This is a genomic window from Tildeniella sp. (assembly GCF_059505325.1).
Genome location: NZ_JCACKI010000005.1, coordinates 75,402 through 94,310, shown reverse-complemented (window position 1 = coordinate 94,310; position 18,909 = coordinate 75,402). Strand labels below are relative to the sequence as shown.

At 51.8% G+C, this 18,909-nt stretch carries 15 protein-coding genes; 5 read left to right on the top strand and 10 right to left on the bottom strand.

Annotated features, from left to right (window positions below):
- Positions 1-104: 104 nt before the first annotated feature.
- The 3 genes from rpoB to rpsT all read right to left on the bottom strand — a co-directional run bounded on the left by rpoB (position 105) and on the right by rpsT (position 5,027).
- Positions 105-3,404, bottom strand: a complete 3,300-nt coding sequence (gene rpoB / locus AC5JO6_RS02530) for a DNA-directed RNA polymerase subunit beta (RefSeq protein ID WP_496079463.1) — start codon at positions 3,402-3,404, stop codon at positions 105-107.
- Positions 3,405-3,809: 405 nt separating this feature from the next.
- Positions 3,810-4,640 carry a TatD family hydrolase gene (locus AC5JO6_RS02525; RefSeq protein WP_496079462.1) on the bottom strand — a complete coding sequence of 277 codons (831 nt, stop codon included), beginning with the start codon at positions 4,638-4,640 and terminating at the stop codon, positions 3,810-3,812.
- 84 nt (positions 4,641-4,724) lie between these two features.
- The gene (rpsT, locus tag AC5JO6_RS02520; RefSeq protein WP_496079500.1) at positions 4,725-5,027 is read right to left on the bottom strand and encodes a 30S ribosomal protein S20; all 303 of its coding nucleotides are present in this window, start codon (positions 5,025-5,027) and stop codon (positions 4,725-4,727) included.
- 220 nt (positions 5,028-5,247) lie between these two features.
- Between rpsT and hisD the strand changes: the two genes are divergently transcribed.
- Positions 5,248-6,561: a histidinol dehydrogenase gene (hisD, locus tag AC5JO6_RS02515; RefSeq protein WP_496079461.1), complete on the top strand. Its 1,314-nt coding sequence runs from the start codon at positions 5,248-5,250 to the stop codon at positions 6,559-6,561.
- Positions 6,562-6,728: 167 nt separating this feature from the next.
- Here the strand turns inward: hisD and AC5JO6_RS02510 are convergent, their stop codons facing one another.
- A complete protein-coding gene (locus AC5JO6_RS02510) occupies positions 6,729-7,106 on the bottom strand; it encodes a hypothetical protein (protein WP_496079460.1) in 378 nt (125 codons plus the stop codon).
- 163 nt (positions 7,107-7,269) lie between these two features.
- Between AC5JO6_RS02510 and hslO the strand changes: the two genes are divergently transcribed.
- Positions 7,270-8,175 (top strand): Hsp33 family molecular chaperone HslO, encoded by a 906-nt coding sequence (gene hslO, locus AC5JO6_RS02505; RefSeq protein ID WP_496079459.1) that lies wholly within the window; start codon positions 7,270-7,272, stop codon positions 8,173-8,175.
- 15 nt (positions 8,176-8,190) lie between these two features.
- Here hslO and AC5JO6_RS02500 read toward each other — a convergent pair whose 3' ends face one another.
- Positions 8,191-8,382 carry a ChaB family protein gene (locus tag AC5JO6_RS02500; protein ID WP_496079499.1) on the bottom strand — a complete coding sequence of 64 codons (192 nt, stop codon included), beginning with the start codon at positions 8,380-8,382 and terminating at the stop codon, positions 8,191-8,193.
- Positions 8,383-8,511: 129 nt separating this feature from the next.
- Here AC5JO6_RS02500 and hemL point away from each other — a divergent pair, with 129 nt between their 5' ends.
- Positions 8,512-9,810, top strand: coding sequence for a glutamate-1-semialdehyde 2,1-aminomutase (gene hemL, locus AC5JO6_RS02495; protein WP_496079458.1), 1,299 nt, complete (start codon positions 8,512-8,514; stop codon positions 9,808-9,810).
- A gap of 36 nt (positions 9,811-9,846) precedes the next feature.
- Here the strand turns inward: hemL and AC5JO6_RS02490 are convergent, their stop codons facing one another.
- Both AC5JO6_RS02490 and AC5JO6_RS02485 read right to left on the bottom strand, forming a co-directional pair.
- Positions 9,847-10,989: a glycosyltransferase gene (locus AC5JO6_RS02490; protein ID WP_496079457.1), complete on the bottom strand. Its 1,143-nt coding sequence runs from the start codon at positions 10,987-10,989 to the stop codon at positions 9,847-9,849.
- 317 nt (positions 10,990-11,306) lie between these two features.
- The gene (locus AC5JO6_RS02485) at positions 11,307-12,944 is read right to left on the bottom strand and encodes a cyclic peptide export ABC transporter (RefSeq protein WP_496079456.1); all 1,638 of its coding nucleotides are present in this window, start codon (positions 12,942-12,944) and stop codon (positions 11,307-11,309) included.
- 327 nt (positions 12,945-13,271) lie between these two features.
- Here AC5JO6_RS02485 and AC5JO6_RS02480 point away from each other — a divergent pair, with 327 nt between their 5' ends.
- Positions 13,272-14,300, top strand: coding sequence for a glycosyltransferase family 2 protein (locus AC5JO6_RS02480; protein WP_496079455.1), 1,029 nt, complete (start codon positions 13,272-13,274; stop codon positions 14,298-14,300).
- On the opposite strand, the gene AC5JO6_RS02475 is transcribed toward AC5JO6_RS02480, so the two are convergent.
- Entirely contained in the window at positions 14,294-14,668 is a 375-nt protein-coding gene (locus tag AC5JO6_RS02475) for a hypothetical protein (protein WP_496079454.1), read from the bottom strand. The two genes, AC5JO6_RS02480 and AC5JO6_RS02475, sit on opposite strands and share 7 nt — an antisense overlap.
- Before the next feature lie 189 nt (positions 14,669-14,857).
- Here AC5JO6_RS02475 and AC5JO6_RS02470 point away from each other — a divergent pair, with 189 nt between their 5' ends.
- Positions 14,858-15,568, top strand: a complete 711-nt coding sequence (locus AC5JO6_RS02470; protein ID WP_496079453.1) for an HAD family hydrolase — start codon at positions 14,858-14,860, stop codon at positions 15,566-15,568.
- Here the strand turns inward: AC5JO6_RS02470 and AC5JO6_RS02465 are convergent.
- Together AC5JO6_RS02465 and AC5JO6_RS02460 are read right to left on the bottom strand one after the other, a co-directional pair.
- Complete coding sequence (locus AC5JO6_RS02465; RefSeq protein ID WP_496079452.1) at positions 15,565-16,434, bottom strand: aldose epimerase family protein; 870 nt, start codon at positions 16,432-16,434, stop codon at positions 15,565-15,567. The two genes, AC5JO6_RS02470 and AC5JO6_RS02465, sit on opposite strands and share 4 nt — an antisense overlap.
- 9 nt (positions 16,435-16,443) lie before the next feature.
- A complete protein-coding gene (locus AC5JO6_RS02460; protein ID WP_496079451.1) occupies positions 16,444-18,612 on the bottom strand; it encodes a CapA family protein in 2,169 nt (722 codons plus the stop codon).
- Positions 18,613-18,909 lie beyond the last annotated feature (297 nt).

Genomic DNA, 18,909 nt, shown 5'->3' with positions numbered 1-18,909 from the left:
AGAAAAAGGCAGGCTTGCGTTTAGATGCCAGTTGCTAGCTGTGGGTACTTGCAGATCGGTGCTTGCAAAGACTAACAGCTAACAACCAACAACTAACCACGTCACTACTCGTCACTCTCGTCGATCTCATCTCTCGAAATGGACTCGTACGTCGGTCGGGAGGGTGCGCGACGGCTACTAACATCTGCCATTAGATCAACCTCACTGTCGCGACTGGTGCCATCTTCTCTGGTATCGAGTTTATGCACCGCCACGTCTAAGCAAAGTGACTGTAACTCACGCATCAGCACCTTGAAGGATTCTGGTGTACCGGGTCGAGGAATGGCTTTACCTTTGACGATCGCATTTAGCGCTTCGTTACGTCCCTGCATATCGTCCGATTTCACCGTGAGCAGTTCTTGCAGCGTGTAGGCTGCACCGAATGCTTCCAGTGCCCAGACTTCCATTTCACCAAAGCGCTGACCGCCTTGCTGCGCCTTACCACCCAGAGGTTGCTGCGTCACTAGCGAGTAGGGACCCGTCGAACGGGCGTGGATCTTATCGTCTACTAAATGCACCAGCTTCAGCATGTATGCTTTGCCAACGGTAATGGGGCGATCGAACGCTTCGCCAGTGCGCCCGTCGTAAACCAGCGTTTTGCCAGCGTTTTCTGGGTCAAACAGCCAGTCTTTTGCCAGAATCTCGCTTGCCTCAAGCAGCTTCCCATGAACCGTCTCGCGTGACTTTTCTTCCCCGTGCATTTCGTCAAACGGCACGACTTTGAACCGTACATCCAGGTTCTCGCCTGCCCATCCCAGCAAGCACTCGTAAACCTGCCCTACGTTCATCCGGGAGGGTACACCCAGAGGGTTGAGCACAATGTCTACAGGGGTGCCGTCTGGCAGGTAGGGCATATCCTCAGTCGGCAAAATGCGGGAAATGATGCCCTTGTTGCCGTGGCGACCCGCCATCTTGTCGCCGACCTGGATCTTGCGCTTCTGTGCCACGTAGACTCGCACCACCATATTGGCTCCAGGCGGTAGTTCGTCTCCCTGTTCGCGAGTGAACACACGCACGTCTACAACTCGACCTTTCTCACCGTTGGGAACGCGCAGAGAGTTGTCACGCACATCTCTGGCTTTTTCACCAAAGATGGCACGCAGCAGCTTCTCTTCAGGCGGTTGGTCAGATTCACCTTTAGGGGTCACTTTACCAACCAGGATGTCTCCTGCTTCTACCCACGCACCAATGCGGATGATACCTGTTTCGTCTAACTGACGCAGAGAGTCTTCGCCAACGTTGGGAATTTCGCGGGTGATTTCTTCCGGTCCAAGCTTGGTTTGCCGTGCCTCAATCTCAAATTTTTCAATGTGAATCGAGGTGTACGTGTCGTTGGAAACCAGTCGCTCACAAATCAGAATGGCATCTTCGTAGTTGTAGCCCTCCCAGGGCATGTAGGCAACCAGGATGTTTTGTCCGAGTGCCAGTTCACCTTTTTCGGTCGCGGAGCCATCAGCCAGCACCTGACCAGTCACCACTTTGTCGCCGACAAACACGATCGGACGTTGGTTTAAGCACGTGTCCTGGTTAGAACGCTGATATTTCTGGAGCTGGTATTCAATTTCGCGTCCTTCAGGATTGCGAACTCGCAGGCGATCGGCGGAGACATACGTCACCTCACCATCGGTACGGCTCACAATGACCATTCCAGAGTCACGCGCTGCCTGTGCTTCTAAGCCAGTACCGACCAATGGACGTTCGGGGCGCAAAAGGGGCACTGCCTGCCGTTGCATGTTTGAACCCATGAGTGCCCGGTTGGCATCGTCATGCTCCAGGAAGGGAATCAGCGACGTTGCTACAGAGATAATCTGTACTGGCGAAACCGCTACGTAATCCACTTCATCGCGGGTGGTGGTGGTAAACTCTTGCCGATAGCGCACAGGCACCGTTTCACCCAAAATGTTGCCATCTTCATCCATCGTGACATCGCCCGCTGCGACACGCAGGTCGTCCTCTTCATCAGCAGTCATATAGACGGGAGGAAGATCTTTGATCACTCGCCCAGCTTCTACCGGGTAGAAGGGCGTTTCGATAAAGCCGTAGGCATTCACCCGCGCATGGGTTGCCAAAGACCCAATCAAGCCAGCGTTCGGACCTTCTGGAGTTTCGATCGGGCAGATCCGACCGTAATGAGAGGGATGAATGTCTCGCACCGCAAAGCCTGCGCGTTCCCGCGTCAGTCCACCGGGCCCAAGGGCACTGAGACGACGCTTGTGGGTCAGCTCTGCCAGAGGATTGGTTTGATCCATGAACTGAGAAAGCTGAGAGGAGCCAAAGAACTCCTTGATTGCCGCAACTAACGGTTTCGGGTTGACCAACGACGCAGGTGTAAGAGACTCAGCATCGGAAACGGTCATCCGCTCTCGGATGATACGCTCCAGACGATTGAGACCCACCCGCACCTGGTTTTGCAGCAGTTCGCCGACCGATCGCACACGACGGTTGCCTAAATGGTCGATGTCATCAATGCTGCCAATGTCAAATTCCAGGTTGATGAGATAGTCGATCGCTGCCAGGATATCTTGCGCGGTCAACACACGAGTTGGTTCTGGCACATTCAGCCGCAGCTTCTTGTTGAGCTTATAGCGACCCACTTTACCCAAGTCGTAGCGTTTGGGGTCAAAAAAGCGCGAATCGAGCAATTGCTGACCACCAGAAACCGTGGGCGGTTCACCTGGACGCAGCTTGCGGTACAGTTCCATCAGCGCTTCTTCTTCGCCGAACTGTCCTTCTTTTTCGATCGTCTTCTGAAAGTACTCAGGGTGACGCAGTGCATCAAAAATTTCACCGTCGCTCAAGCCAAGCGCTTTGAGCAGCACTTGAGCCGATAGCTTGCGGGTTTTATCAATGCGAACCCACACCAGATCATTTTTATCGGTTTCAAATTTCAGCCATGCACCCCGGTTAGGAATCAAGCTGGCGTTGTAGGTACGACGACCGTTTTTATCGGTTTCCGACTTGTAGTACACACCAGGGCTACGGACGATCTGGTTGACGATCACGCGCTCCGCACCGTTGATGATGAACGTACCGCGATCGGTCATCAGTGGCAAATCGCCAATAAAGACTTCTTGCTCCTTAATTTCGCCCGTTTCTTTGTTGATCAAACGAGTCGGCACATACATCTGCACCGCATAAGTACTATCTCGCCGCTTCGCTTCATCCACGTCATACTTGGGGCGCTTTAGCTTGTAGTCTTTGCCTAAGAAGTGTAGTTCCAGCTTTCCCGTGTAGTCTGTAATGGGGGAGAAACTATCCAGTTCTTCAATCAGTCCTTCTTCAAGAAACCAGCGGAAGCTTGCCCGCTGAATCTCAACTAGGTCTGGCAACGTAAAGGCGGGGGGGGTATAAATCTGCTTAGTCATGCGTCTCCTCGAAGGGGTCACGCCCAGCGCGAGTCCCAGATTTTACGTGGTTTGTACAAAAACGTCAATACAAAATGCTTGGGTTCCAGCTAGAACCCAAGAGACAAGTTATTCAGCTAAGTTGGCGGTTGACGGTTCAGAGCAGTCTCCCATGAATCTTTAATAAACGCGAAGCGCATTGTGTCAGCAAACGTCCCGAACAGAAAATGCTAGAGCACCCTTTAACAGGCAACGACTCCAACAACGAAGAATGAGGTGATTTTGGAGCGAAAGACGTGCTCGATCAAGGCGATTAGTCATTCAATATATAAGTCCTCATCTATTATGGCGCAGAAAAACCCACTTTGTGGGCAAATCTTTAGCAAAGATTGGCGACTCAGTCAACAGTATCATGCGTGATTCTCCTTATTGGCGCAGCAGCAAGGGTATCTCACTCACAACAGACGATGAGTCAGGCTGCGGCAAGCGAAACAGCTTGCAGGCGTTTTGAGTGGTTTGCGCTGCCAGCTCAGCTAGAGATACTTGCCTCAGCCGAGCAACTTGCTCAGCCACATGCTTTACATAGGCGGGTTCATTGCGTTTCCCTCGTTGAGGCACAGGCGCTAAAAAGGGACAATCAGTTTCAATCAGCAGGCGATCGCTCGGAACCATTTTGACCGATTCGTGAATTTGCGTTGCTTTTGGAAACGTCACTGTTCCACTGAAGCTCATGAGAAACCCTAAATCGAGAAACCACTGGGTTTCCTCTGGCGTACCGCCCCAACAGTGCATAACACCCTTTACAGAACCGTGCTGATGCCAGAAGTTCTGAAGCATCGCTGCCATTGGTTCAGCCGCATCACGACAGTGAATAATTACTGGAAGTGAAAGCTGTTGAGCGATCGCTAGCTGCGCTTCAAAGGCTTGCTGTTGCTGCTCACAGTTGCTTGCCTTAAAGAAATCAAGCCCTGTCTCGCCAATCGCAACAACTCGCGTATCAGACTGGGCGAGTGCCAGAATCTCATCAACAGATCCAGTGATCCATTTTGCTTCGACATCTAGTGGATGAAGTCCGACTGCAAAAAAGAGTTCCGGAAAACGATCAGCCAGAGCTTGAATCGCTGAAAATTCCGACGGTTCAACGCAGGAATGAACCAAACGTACGATGCCAGCGTCTCGCCATCGAGTAGCAACAGCATCTAGATCGGACTGAAAGGAGTCAAAGTTGATGTGGACATGGGTATCAATCAGCTGCATGAGCGTAAAAGTCAGGGGCTGATAGTCAACATAAACAGCAAAAAACCATCGTTCACCAACCTAGTGGCAACCCAAATGCTTTTCTCAAGATACAGACCGGGGCGCTTCGTGTCTTTGCAACGTCCGCGCTATCAGTGACTTCTTGCGGGCACCAGTGTTGGGGTGCAACGCGCCTCGCTTGATCGCTTTGTCAATTTTGCTGTATGCAGCAGCCTGACTCTTGCGAACTTCTTGCTCCAGCTCGGGACTAGGGCTTGCTGCATACTTACTCACAGCTGCTAGGTATTTCTTCGTCAGGGTTTTGACCGCTGACTTGTAGCTCTTATTCCGTAGGCGATTGCGTTCAGCAATTTCAACGCGCTTGATAGCAGACTTGATGTTAGCCACAGTAAATCTTGAGAACCTTTCTATTGAGTGTTTTGAACCAAGCGTGCTACACGCCAGATAAATAATCATAGCATCTCCTCTTGAGGATAACGTGATCCCCAAAAAATCCAGGTTAAGCTAGAGTAGCGATTACAGATAAGTCTGCTATCCAACGGTTTCTGCGGTGCTGATTGACTTCTGTTCTCGCTAGGCAATCTCTTAAGACTGGCATTCCTACTCCATGCTGCGAATCATCACTCAGCGGGCTGAGGCACGAACCGAATTGCGACGGATTTGCGATCGCATTTACGATGATCAGGTCGTTCATAAAGAGGCGACGGTACGGGAAGTGCTTCAAGCCGTGAAGCGCCAGGGAGACCGAGCCGTTCTCCACTACACTGCCGAGTTCGATCGGCTGACATTCAAGTCCGAAGAACTGCGTGTCAGCGGTTCCGAACTAGATGCGGCTTATCAGCAGGTCTCTAAAGAGCTTCTATCTGCTATCAGGTTTGCCTGTCGGCAAATAGAAGACTTTCACCGTCAGCGTATGCCCAAGAGCTGGGTGCAATTTGCTGACGATGAGGTCGTGTTAGGTAAGCGCTACACGCCTGTGGATTGCGCTGGCTTGTACGTGCCAGGCGGACAGGCAGCTTACCCTAGTACTGTGCTGATGAATGCTGTGCCTGCGAAGGTTGCTAGTGTGCCTCGAATCGTCATGGTGACACCGCCTGGTTCTGAGAAAATGATCCATCCAGCGGTGTTGGTGGCGGCGCAAGAAGCAGGTGTAGAAGAAATCTACCGTGTTGGCGGTGCACAGGCGATCGCAGCGCTTGCTTACGGCACGGAAACCATTCCTAAAGTGGATGTGATTACCGGACCTGGTAACATCTACGTCACGCTGGCAAAAAAGTTAGTTTATGGAATTGTGGGCATTGATTCGTTGGCAGGTCCATCAGAAGTGCTAATCATTGCCGACAAAGCCGCTAATCCAGCCCATGTTGCGGCTGATATGCTGGCGCAGGCAGAGCATGATCAAATGGCAGCCGCAATCTTGTTAACAGATGATTCTGTCTTAGCGCGCAAGGTCGTAGATGAGGTCGAGCGTCAGTTGATTGACCATCCCCGACGGTTACTCACCGAAAAGGTGATCGCTCACTACGGCTTAGTCGTCGTCGTTGAGTCGCTCGCCGATGCAGCGGCGTTGTCCAACGAATTTGCCCCCGAACACTTAGAGTTAGAAATTGCTGACCCCTGGGGATTACTTGACAAGATTCGTCATGCTGGGGCTATTTTCATGGGCTATTCTACCCCTGAGGCGGTAGGAGATTATCTAGCAGGTCCAAATCACACCTTACCGACCTCTGGTGCCGCCCGTTACGCCTCAGCTCTGAGTGTAGAAACCTTCATGAAGTATTCGAGTCTGGTGCAATATTCCCAGACCGCTTTACAAAAAGTGGCAGGCGCGATCGACGTGCTTGCTACAGCAGAAGGGTTACATTCCCATGCTGCATCCGTTCGTCTGCGCGTTCGGGGGAATCTCAATCCAGATGCGTAAATGACGGTAACAATGTCTAGCAATGATGTCTAGAAATTGCGCGCTCCCTTGTAGCCAGAGGCATTAGCAAGACCGGTAAGCGTTTGCGTTCCCTCATGTGTCTTGCCCTTGATCGTCCACTTGGGATAGCCCTCGATCCCCGCTGTTCTGCAGAGATCAGGACAGACTCACGATGAGAGAAACTGCCGGAGTCTCAGCAAGCTAGCAGTCTGTGCCAAGTTTAGCGGTAGAAGCGAGATGCCCTCCAAACGAGACTGCACCCAGCCGTCACCCCAATACCATTCGTGGAAGCCGTCGATACCTCTGCTCAACAGCAACCGTAGACTGTTTAACTCCACTCGATCGACAACCTGTTGAATCGCGATCGGTCCAGCCCAACTCGTAAACGTTAACCCTGGATGGAGCTGTTCGGGCAGCCCTTGGTCTAACCGCAACGGCGATAACCACTGCTGTAGTTTGGCTGAGTCAGTCAGGCTCTGCCGTAAAATTTGCTCTGAAGCTGCGACTTCGATTCGGAGGCTACTTTGCTGAAAGGTACCAAGCATCGGTAAAGGGCGATCGCAAAAAGGACTCCTTCAGTATGCCAAACGTGAGCGTCGGCAAACACAACTGGCATTTAGCTTTTTGCTCCCACAGCTTCTTCAAACGTCCGGCATCTGGCATCTTAGAATAGATAAGGAAGACTATTAAGAAACGTAAGGGATTTTCATGGCTGATCAGCTAATTCGCGCAACCGCCGCCGGGGGTGGTATCCGTGCTGTGGGAGCGATTACAACTCGCCTGACCGAAGAAGCCAGACGGCGGCACAACCTTTCCTATGTTGCTACAGCAGCACTGGGGCGCACCATGACCGCTGGATTGCTACTGGCATCAAACATGAAGCGGGCTGAATCAAGAGTCAACATTCGCATCCGAGGCAATGGACCTTTAGGCGGCATTCTCATTGACGCTGGCTTGGATGGCACCGTGCGTGGCTATGTGGGTGATCCTACAGTCGAGCTGCCGCCTAATGCAAGGGGAAAACTGGATGTAGGCGGCGCGGTTGGTGCGGATGGATATGTCTATGTGGTGCGGGATGTCGGGTATGGCTACCCCTACTCCAGCACTGTAGAGTTAGTGTCAGGCGAAATTGGCGACGATTTAACGCATTATTTAGTGGCATCCGAGCAAACACCCTCAGCGCTTGTCTTAGGCGTGTTTGTTGGAGCGGATGGAGTCACGGCTGCTGGTGGTTTACTCATTCAGGTACTGCCCAAGGCTGCCAGCGACGATGCCTTGGTAGAGCTTCTGGAGTCCCGCATTTCATCACTCTCAGGCTTCACACCCTTGCTGCAAGAAGGTAAAACGCTGCCCGACATCTTTGAGGAGCTGCTGGGCGATCTGGGTCTAGAAATTCTGCCAGAGGTGCAGCTTGTGCGGTTCCACTGCCGCTGCTCGTTCGATCGCGCGCTCAATGCACTGAAGCTGTTTAGCGCCACAGAGCTACAAGACATGATTGAAAAAGACAACGGTGCAGAAGCCATTTGTGACTTTTGCGGCAACGTCTACCGAGCCAGCAGTGACGAACTCGCTCAGTTGATTGGCGACTTACAGACGGACTCATCGCAGGGCTGATTGCTATAGCCCAATCTAGTTGAGAATGGCGCTGTTAGGGTTAAATAGTTGATTCCGCACAGCGTTCCAGGCGATCTTGTGTGCCTTGGTCTCCTCGCCGTACCACTGAATCGCTGAATTAAAAGCGACCCGATACAGATGTTGCGATGCTTCAGACAGCCGATCGCGGACACCAGTGGGCAAGTCTTGATTTGTTAAATACGACATAATCGTTAGCCCGTGCAATTGCAAATGAGATAATGGCATGTTAAGTCGCCATCAAAAATGGCACACCATCTTTAGGCTGATCTTTCCTGAAAGTGAAAAAACAGTCCAGTGAACGTTAAGGAGTTAATTTTGATTACCAGTAGCTTGAATACCACCAAATCAGAAGAAATTTTTGCCGCGGCTCAGAAGCTGATGCCCGGCGGTGTGAGTTCCCCTGTGCGTGCCTTTAAGTCAGTGGGGGGGCAGCCGATCGTCTTCGACCATGTTAAAGGAGCGTATGCCTGGGATGTCGATGGCAATCGCTACATCGACTACATTGGCACCTGGGGACCCGCCATCTGCGGTCATGCTCACCCCACTGTGCTCAAAGCCTTGCACGAGGCGCTAGAGAAAGGTACCAGCTTTGGTGCGCCCTCCAGCCTGGAGAATGTCCTTGCCGAAATGGTCATTGATGCCGTTCCAAGCATTGAAATGGTACGCTTTGTCAACTCTGGGACAGAGGCGTGCATGTCGGTTTTACGCCTGATGCGTGCGTTTACCGGACGCGAGAAAATCATCAAGTTTGAGGGGTGTTACCACGGTCACGCTGATATGTTCCTGGTAAAAGCGGGATCAGGCGTAGCGACTCTGGGTCTCCCTGACTCTCCTGGTGTCCCCAAATCGACGACCGACAACACGCTCACGGCTCCTTTCAATAACTTGGAAGCGGTCAAAGCGTTGTTTGAAGCGAACCCTGGTGCGATCGCTGGGGTAATTTTAGAGCCGATCGTCGGTAATGCAGGTTTTATCCCACCGGACGCAGGCTTTCTGCCAGGCTTACAGGAGATTACCCGCGAACACGGTGCGCTTTTGGTCTTTGATGAAGTCATGACGGGCTTCCGCATTGCTTACGGCGGCGCTCAGGAGAAGTTTGGCATTACTCCCGATCTGACCACCCTCGGCAAAATTATTGGTGGTGGACTACCCGTGGGTGCCTACGGTGGACGGCGAGATATCATGGCAATGGTTGCCCCCGCCGGACCCATGTACCAGGCAGGCACTTTGTCAGGCAACCCTCTGGCAATGACGGCTGGTATCAAAACGCTGGAACTGTTGCGGCAGCCTGGTACCTATGAACAGCTCGATCGCGTCACCAAACGACTTGCAAACGAGCTGCTGAAACTTGCTAAAGCTGCTGGACATGCTGCCTGTGGTGGGCAAATCAGCGGTATGTTTGGCTTTTTCTTCACTGAGGGACCAGTTCATAACTACGAAGACGCTAAACTGTCCGACTTAGGTAAGTTCAGCCGCTTCCATCGCGGGATGTTAGAACGCGGGGTTTATCTAGCGCCCTCCCAGTTTGAGGCAGGCTTCACCTCACTGGCACATACAGATGAGGACATTGACGCTACCCTGGAGGCAGCACAGGCGGTACTATCGAGCTTGTAGAGTATCGTCGTAGGGGCGTTGGGTGTAACGTCCCTACTACCATTGAGTGATGAGACCATCACCTTCAACGCGCAGTTGCCGCCCACGCCAGTAAATGCCCTGACCAAACGCTCCTGCGAACCAGACAAAGAAGTTGAGCACATCCCGTAGAGGGAGCGCCCAGAGCCAGGGTAAGAGCTTGAGACAGTGGATGCTAGAGATAGCAATCAGCACTTGAATATAGCGAACGGTGAAGGTGGCACAGCTAAGCGCGATCGCCCAATCGGCAAACCCCGACACCAGCAGCAAGGGGAAACAGTAAGCAGTGCCGTAGCAGAAAATCATGCTGTAATACTGAGCGCCTCGGTTAAAGCGAATCGTTCTTGCCCAGCGTAACTCTCGCTGTAAGACCTGTGCCATGCTCTCCTGCCCCGTATCTGACTCCAGTACATACAGGGACAGCTCGATGCGGTAGCCTGCTTGAGCGGCTCGTTTGCCCAGGTTATAGTCAGAGCCGATCCGGTTAAAGTGTAGTCCACCAAAGCTGGCGAGAGTGGCTTTACGGGTTGCGATCGTCGCGCCGACCGCACAGCGCAACCCCTTATCAATCGTGCGGGCAATCAGCAAGCTAGGAATAAAGTCAAAGCAGCGACCAAACGACGCGATCGCGGCTCCTAACGACTGGGGATGATAGCCAATAAACGCACACGTCACCAGTCCCACTTTTTCATCCGCCAGAGGAGCCGTAACGGTGTGAATATATTCCGCATGAACGCGAATATCGCTGTCAGCAAAGATAATGACCTCATGACGAGCTTCCTCCAGCAGGTAACTGAGGTTGCTGTCTTTATAGTTAATGCCGCGTGGCTCTAAACCGTAGAACAAACGCGCGCGATCGCCATAGGCTTCCACAATCTTTTGCAGCATCGGAATTGCTGGATCGTGTGGATCGGTCACACCAAATAGCACTTCGTAGTTGGGATACGCTTGTAGGCAAAGAGACGACCAGTTATCCCAGGCTCCAGCGTCCAGACCGCAAACAGGTACAAGAATTGATACAGGTGGCTTGAAGTGCTCTACTGTGCTGACGCGCTGGGTCGTAGTTGTAAAAAACTGGTGAGTAAAAACGGCACAGGCAAGATAAAAAACAATCGAACCGCCGATTAAAAAAACAAGCAAGAGTTCCAGAAGCGTAATCATCGTTCCTTGGCGTTTGACACGAACAGTTAAAGAGTTGCCTCGCTAAAGAGAATTAGTAAACGTCTGTGAAGTTGAGTGTCTGTAAGGACATTACCTGTAGCGTCTTTGTAGACGCAACCCGCACTGTTGAACCATAGCCCCGTTTGGCGTTTGTACCTTAGCGGTTCACGACAATCGCTGCAAAGATTTTTCTAAACAGAGAAAGTGGCTCAAGACCCTGGTAACAGTTGCTAGATAGTGCCTTACGTTGTGCTCAAGACAACCAGTAGAACAGTAAGCGCTTTTAAAGGTTTTCAGAAAGTAAAAGATTAATCTTGTCAGTTAGCTGGTGACTCATGATGCTGGTGTGATTCAATCTGTCCATAGTTCAGTTTGAGGACACGATCGCACAAATGAAAGTAATGGTCATCATGGCTAATCACAAGCACCGTCTTTCCTTGCTTCTGTAGCTGCGGCAAAAACTCCGTATAAAAAAGATCTTTAAACGTTGGATCTTGATCGGCTGCCCATTCATCAAAAACGTAAATGGAGCGGTTCTCCAGATAAGCAGTGAGCAGCGTCAGCCGCTTGCGCTGACCTTGAGACAACGCTGTCGTCGAGAGCCTGCCTTGAGTCACGGTCACTTTGCGATCGAGGCGTAAGCGCTGCAAATATCGCTGTGCTTGCAGGTCAAGGTCGTCTTGATCTAAACCCAGGAGCCGATCGAACAGGTAAAAATCGGCGAACACAACCGAAAAATGCTGGCGATACCATTCCCGACGATCGGCAGTGATTAATTGCCCATCCAGATAAATTTCACCCATTTCTGGAGTGTACAGCCCTGTAATCAGCTTTGCCAAGGTCGATTTGCCACTCCCGTTACCACCCACAATGAAGACAATCTCACCCCGCTGCAACGTCAGGTCGATCGGTCCTAAGGCAAAGCAGGCATCGTCCTGCTCAATTTGATACGTATAAATGACGTTCTTGAGCGTCAACGTTTGCCAGGTTTCGCAGACAGGTTCTGGCACCGTTGTTGACTCTGCCCGACTCGCCAAAGACAACCCTAACGATTCAACTTTGTTGAGCGCCACCCCAGCGCGACTAATCGTTGGCAGTTGACTCACCAGACGATCCATCGGCAGCATCAGGTATGTAAACGTCAGCACATAACCCGAAACGGTTTGTGGATCGAGCGTCATAAATTTGGGTAACGCAAACAGCACAAACCCAACCGCAAAGAAAAAGATCAGCTTGCCCCAACTGGCTGTCACCGCAAACAGCACCAGCCCACGGATGCTATAACGGCGAAAGGCAGCCGCGGTTGGCTGCAAATCCTCTTGCAAAAACGCCTGCCGTCGCCAGAAATGCAGTTTTAATTCCTTTGTTCCTTCCGTTACGGTACGAAAGTGCTGAAACAAGTGATCCTGCTCTTCACGCGCACGCGCCAGCAGTTGATTACCCTGTCGAAGCAGCCAACTACAGCTACTAAGCGCGACGATCGTCAGCCCTGCAACAAGAAAAAAGACTTGCCAGGAAAGCCAGGTGATATAAACTAGGCAACCAGCCACAGTAGCAAGATCAATGCAGAGAAAAGGCACCAAACGCACCGCATCAGTCACGGCTTGTACGTCATCCGTCAGCGTTGCCAGCAGACGCGGTGCGCCTAATTTTTCGAGATGGGCAAGCTCAGAGTTGAGAATCTGACGGCTGAGGGTGAGGCGCAATTGAAACACTGCCTGTTGCGCCAACTGGATCAGCATCAGTTGTGAAAGAACGCTCGTGACCAATGCAATCAGCGACAAACCCACAAACACCCATGCGATCGTGGTCAGCGAATGCAACGACCCCTGACTGAGCGATCGACTAATCAGCGCGATCAGACTGGCTGTGCTGCCGCCACTAACGAAACCCGTCAGAATAGCGATCGTTACCATCCACCAGGAAGAATGCAAGAGAAAAACAATCAAACTCATTAGCTGTCATTAGGCTTTGCCACAGAGAGTGCTCTGAAACAAAATAAACTTTACACTGAAGAACACTGAATCCTATTATTCTGTCAATTTAGGATCGAAAATCAAGCATGAACACTATTTAAACTCAGCAGACGGTAAGAAGATACTTAGCGTTTGTTAAAAAATAACTGCACACTTTCAAAGTAGCCATCAGCTATCAGCTATCAGCTCTAAACCATGGGCTGACCGCTGACCGCTAAAGTCCATAACATTATTTTTTACAGCCCCTTAGCTGAAACTGAACTTTCGCTAAATGAACCCTATCCCACCGCTGCGTAGGAGTAGCCAATGCAGTCAGTTAGTATAGCCCCAATCGAAGAACGACTGAGTTTTTCCCTGGTACTGGAAACCGAAAATCTAGCGAACGCTGATCTCGACGGGTTGTCGCAATCATTGGCATCACTGGCACAGCAGGAGTTACCGCTAACGGCTGCCAACGAGGTATTGATCGTTGACAGTGGCAATACACCCGCTCAATTGTTAGCTCAACTGTGCGATCGCTATCCCTGGCTACAAGTCCACCAAGCACCCTCTTCAACTGGCTACTATAAAGCAAAGATGCTGGGGGCAGCACAGGTTACTGGGCAAGTCGTTGTCTATGGTGATTCTGACTGTGCCTATGAGCCGGACTGGCTGCGATCGCTCTTGATGCCATTTACGTCAGACAATGATGTCCAGGTTGTGGCTGGCGAAACAACGACTCGCGGCGTTGGTATCTACGGCACAGCCATGGCGCTGACCTACATCTTTCCGCAATATTCGGGAGAGCACGCATTAGCGCCAACAGCCCAATACTTTCTCAACAACGTAGCGTTTCGGCGCGAGTTCTTACTGCAACAGCCTATTCCAGCCGACTTACCGTTGTATCGAGGCAACTGCGTGATCCATGCACACGCGCTAAAACGGTACGGTTACACCATTTGGCGACAGCCTCTAGCCAGAGCAACCCATGCTCCCCCAAGTGACCTGTCTCACTTCTTTTGGCGCTTTTTATTGATTGGGCATGATTACTATTGGCAGCAGCGCTTGTCAGCCCAGACGGGTAGCGAAACAGCCAAACCAAAGGCGGCTCAAACAGCACTGGACGATCGCGATCCCACTTCTAGTTTCCAGGGCAAAATAGACATCTTTTTCGATCGCATCCGCAAGATGGTGCAGCACGATCGTCGCCATCTGCTTTATTTACCATTTTCGGTACCGATCGCGTCTGCTTCAGTCATGCTGATTTTTATTGGCTACGTCATCACTTCACGCAAACCTGACTATTTACTCAAAACTTACAGCCATCTGCTTGACGATAAAGCTGATTTCTACTGAAGTGGTATCTTCACCCCGCCATCTAGGGCAGGGGGCTTAAAGAAATCGATCGGGTCGATCGCAGTCGGCTTACGATCAGCGTTGGAAAACCGTTGGATGAGAGATTCGATCGAACCCGTTGGTGCAGGGGTTGCAGCTTTGGGATTTGCCTGGAGAACGCCCAACGTGCTGTTCAGTTGATCGGATGTGTAGGGTGCCGCAAGACGACTAGAACCTGGCATTTGGTTGACTGACGCTGGCTGAGTTACCAGGGGGGCACTCTGAGTTCTTACAGAAGACGGGTCAGAAGCATTGGTTTGTGCGAAAGCCGCTCCAGACATTCCAAGCACGGTCATTGTTAGCAGCCCACCAACTAGCAAACAGTTCATCAGCTTTGCTCCTCTATGTGCCTAATCTTTGTGTACTGATTCTTCTGTCTTAGATACGATCCGTGTTCCCAAAGTCCGCCTTCTCAAAGATAGTGCATCTTTATGAGGGTGCCATACGCTTTCTGTGCCTGTTTTGCTCAGGGCGCAGAGATGCTACGTTGAGTGAAACATTTCTGAGCGATCGCTCTAATGACTTCACCGCTCTCAAATCAGGTTCCCGCCGCGATCGTGCCCCCAAAGCTGGCAGCGATTCTTTACGATCTGGATGGCACGCTAGTCAACACTGACCCGCTACACTTTCAGGTCTGGCAAGCAATGTTGCGAGAGTTCGGGTTAGACATTGACGAAGCCTTTTACCAGACCAAAATTAGTGGACGCTTGAATCCAGCGATCGTGCAGGATTTGCTGCCGTACCTATCGCCAGCCGAACAGCAGCAGTTCATTCAGCAAAAAGAGTCTCGGTTTCGTGAACAGTCTCCTCAACTCACACCGTTACGTGGACTTGAGAAGGTGATGCAGTGGGCAACGGAGCACGGGCTGAAACAGGGCGTTGTCACAAATGCACCGACTGAAAACGTTTACCACGTTCTGAAAGCGCTGCATCTAGAAGAAACCTTCGATCAGGTCGTGATCGCAGACGTACTTGGCATTGGTAAGCCCGATCCAACTCCCTACAGCCATGCGCTTAAACAATTTAGTCTCTCACCCAAACAGGCGATCGCGTTTGAGGATTCACCATCAGGGATGCGATCGGCAGTAGCAGCAGGTATTCCCACCATTGGCATTGCCTCAACCCATGATCCAGAAACGCTTTACTCGCTGGGAGCCATGCTAGTCGTCCCCGATTTCGCCGCTGCTGAGCTGTGGCAGTGGTTGAGAACCACCGTGAACCGCTTTTAAACAAAGTCTACTTCTAGAGTAAAAACGGTTTCTAGACGTTCTCCTGGTGCTAAGTGGAGCAGCCGATCGCCCGTATTCATGGCATTGCGTCCGGCTGTCCAGGGTTCCAGACAGTAGAAGGGCTTCCCTTTCACCGTCCAGAAGACGATGATGGAGAACTCGTCGCTTTGAGTGAGGGTTAGACGTAAGCCTTGAGCGCGATCGGTGACGCTTGACGACTGACGCGACAGTGCCGTAAAGGCAACGTCGATTTCATCCTGGTCAAAGTCGAAGGTGCCGTTAAATGGATGCTCGGTTTTAGTGGGTTGATCAAGCAGGCGATCGGCAGGAATATCAACCGCTAGCTGGGTCTTATCCATCACCTGAAAATAGGGATGAAACCCAGCGGAAAATGGCATGGGTTCATCTGCATGATTCGTATAGCGCTGATGGACACTCAGCTTGTTGCCGTCCAGCGTGTAGGTGAAAAGAAGCTGAAAGTCAAACGGGTAAACGGCGCGAGTCTGGTCGTTGCTAGTGAGTGAGAGGGTCAGGCTGGCGCGATCGTCTGTCGCCTGATCAACTACCTCCCAGGGCAGTTCACGGGCAAAGCCATGCTGCTTGAGCGTGTAGGTCTGCCCGTTGTGCGTGTAAGTGTTATCGGGCAGATTGCCGCAAATGGGAAACAGAATGGGAATGCCGCCCCGCACCGTCAGCGTGGGATCAGTGAGACGTGCTTCATCCAGGTAGAAAATCTCCTGTCCCTGAACCCGCCAGCGAGTCACGATCCCGCCGCGCTCTGGGATGATCTCTAGTGCAGTATTGGTTGCTTGATTGGAGAGCGTATACGTTTTGTACTGACCTTGTTCAACCGCGATCGCAAACATCCTGAGACCTCACCATGCCATCGCTGCCAATAATGACACATCTGGAATGAGTTCGGCACCCACATGCTCTGAAGCAACCCAATCGTTTTGCTGCTTTTCAGACGGCTTGCTGCGGCGCGTTTGTTGCCGTGGCGTGGTCTCGTTTGGCGATCGGGCGTTGGAAGGAGAGGTCAGACTTGTCGCGGGTAAATGACTGTTGGGCTGGCGACTGGCTAACTGGCGACTGGCAAATGGCACAGCGCTCAACAACTTAATTTCGGGTAACGCTGAGTGGTCTGATGTTACAGGCGCGGCATCGGGCTTAGCAGGCTCCGTTGCGGGAACCATTGAGTCGGATGCTGGACTTGCACCATTGAAATCGGTTGCACCCGGCTGCATTGAGTCAAGCGGCGTACGGTTCGGTGAGGTGATGAATGAATCGGTAGGGTTGGCGAACCCAGAGTGCTTTTTCTTCTGGAATGAAGGCGGTTGTACACTCTCGCTGGGGCTAGGCGTTGGAGACAGGGATTCTGTAGGAGCGGATGTCACAGTCGGTTCGGGTGTACTGAGGATCGTGTTGGTAGGCTGTACGGGTGGTACGATCGACGTTGCTGCCGCTTCAGGATTCGCTGGACGGGCATCTAGCGCTACAGGCGATCGCATCGGTTGCTGAAACCCACTGGATCGATCGGCGATTTGGTTCAGAATTTGGGCGCTGCGATCGGTGGCAACTTGCGGTTTGTAACCCCGCACTTCCACAGGAACAAATTCCACCTTCATCTGCTTGTCTTTAAGAGCGACCTTCAGGACAGCGGTATCGTAGTCACTACGGGAATTGCCACCAAAGATAAAGTTGCCCATTGAGTAGGCGATCGGACGACCTTTGTAGATTTCTGCGCCTTGCAACACATGAGGATGGTGCCCCACGATGACATCAGCACCCTGGTCGATCGTGAAATGCGCCAGATTTACCTGCCAGTCGGCGGGATGGGTTGCCAACTCTTCGCCCCAGTGATAGTTCACAATCACCCAATCCACCTGACTACGAACGGCTTTAATGTCTTCAGCAATACGCTGTTCGTCGGCGTAGTTAGTGCCAGCCCTGGTCTCGCCTGCACTTTCAAAATCCGCACCGTAGTAGCCAAAATACGCCACTCGCTGCCCCTTCACGTCAATGATTTCGGGACGACGCGCTTCTTTCACATCTCGTCCGGCACCAACGTGTTCAACGCCAGCTTCTTTCAGCGTTTCTAGCGTCTCCAACAGCCCAGGTTCCTGGTAATCCATCGCGTGATTGTTAGCCAAAGTCACCAAGCTGACACCGCCGCTGGTCAGCGCTTTCACTGAATCTGGATGGGCTTTGAAGTTGAACTTCTTATCGGGTAGCGGAATGGTTGCTCTCGTCAAAGGATTTTCCAGGTTCACCATGCCCACGTCTGCCTTGCGGTACGCATCCATGTTGGCGAAGGTGCGCTCGTAGTCTTGCCCGATCGCATCGGCAAAATGGTCAGACAGCGTGACATCACCCGCAAACATGAGCGTGACCGTTGGGTCATTCGGATCAGGGACGCGATCGTGCTTGACCACAGGTATCGTCTCCAGGGCTGCCTGTACCGTATCGGGGCGAATGGATGGATTTGGGCTGGGGGTTGCATTGGGCAACGAGGAAGAGGCGATCGCGTTGGTTTGCTCAGAGGGCGCTTTGGAAAAACCTAAAACGCAGCCGAAGACGAACGCAAAAACGGGTGGTCCGCTGATCAACATTGAGCGCATTGTCTTGAGTTGCGATCGCTGTTGCGCAGTTTGGCGAAGCTGAGTCCGAAGGTGCTGCGATCGCTGCTTTCTGGCACGACGCGCAGGCGAAACGACCCGTACACTCTGCTCCCATAGCATTGCTTGTTCATGCGTCAGCTTGCCAGCAATGCGAATACCCTCAATTTGGGCAGAGTTTAGCTTCCAGATGCGATGACAGATCAAGCGAATCAGTTGACTGCGCCACGGCTCAGTCAGTTCATGTTGCTCCGACGACAGCGGAAACTCGACCAGCACCTTCAGGCAGCCCGGACGGATGCCACCCACACAAGCCCGCATACCGTGGGGCATGAGCACCGAATTCAGCCAGTGCGCGATCGCCTGGAAATTTCCCGCCCGCGCCAGTTCTACTAGCGATGGATGGTGAAGACTTTCTGTATAAACCATGAATATCCAACCTCACTCTCTGCCGCATCACACCTGGTCATACGGTTTCTGCCGCTGGTTAGCTTTGCATTACCGCAATCATTAGTTCATTAATACTCTATAATTCTCAACTTTCGGCAAAAAAACGCCAGCAAAGTGCCTAAATCTTTAGGATTCATCTAGTCAAGAGGTGTAGTCGTAATCTTAGGATTTTTCTGGGCTATCAAAGATGGGCGATCGTCCGAACATTCAATTTAGGGGCTGCTGACCCGCTCAATTCACTGCAAAATGAAGGTAGTGATTTTTACAACGCGCTGA

Bases quoted from the DNA above. Each gene is read 5' to 3' on its own strand.
- rpoB (WP_496079463.1), bottom strand. From the start codon at position 3,404: ATGACTAAGCAGATTTATACCCCCCCCGCCTTTACGTTGCCAGACCTA.
- AC5JO6_RS02525 (WP_496079462.1), bottom strand. From the start codon at position 4,640: ATGCAGCTGATTGATACCCATGTCCACATCAACTTTGACTCCTTTCAG.
- hisD (WP_496079461.1), top strand. From the start codon at position 5,248: ATGCTGCGAATCATCACTCAGCGGGCTGAGGCACGAACCGAATTGCGA.
- AC5JO6_RS02510 (WP_496079460.1), bottom strand. From the start codon at position 7,106: ATGCTTGGTACCTTTCAGCAAAGTAGCCTCCGAATCGAAGTCGCAGCT.
- hslO (WP_496079459.1), top strand. From the start codon at position 7,270: ATGGCTGATCAGCTAATTCGCGCAACCGCCGCCGGGGGTGGTATCCGT.
- AC5JO6_RS02500 (WP_496079499.1), bottom strand. From the start codon at position 8,382: ATGTCGTATTTAACAAATCAAGACTTGCCCACTGGTGTCCGCGATCGG.
- AC5JO6_RS02490 (WP_496079457.1), bottom strand. From the start codon at position 10,989: ATGATTACGCTTCTGGAACTCTTGCTTGTTTTTTTAATCGGCGGTTCG.
- AC5JO6_RS02485 (WP_496079456.1), bottom strand. From the start codon at position 12,944: ATGAGTTTGATTGTTTTTCTCTTGCATTCTTCCTGGTGGATGGTAACG.
- AC5JO6_RS02480 (WP_496079455.1), top strand. From the start codon at position 13,272: ATGCAGTCAGTTAGTATAGCCCCAATCGAAGAACGACTGAGTTTTTCC.
- AC5JO6_RS02475 (WP_496079454.1), bottom strand. From the start codon at position 14,668: ATGAACTGTTTGCTAGTTGGTGGGCTGCTAACAATGACCGTGCTTGGA.
- AC5JO6_RS02470 (WP_496079453.1), top strand. From the start codon at position 14,858: ATGACTTCACCGCTCTCAAATCAGGTTCCCGCCGCGATCGTGCCCCCA.
- AC5JO6_RS02465 (WP_496079452.1), bottom strand. From the start codon at position 16,434: ATGTTTGCGATCGCGGTTGAACAAGGTCAGTACAAAACGTATACGCTC.
- AC5JO6_RS02460 (WP_496079451.1), bottom strand. From the start codon at position 18,612: ATGGTTTATACAGAAAGTCTTCACCATCCATCGCTAGTAGAACTGGCG.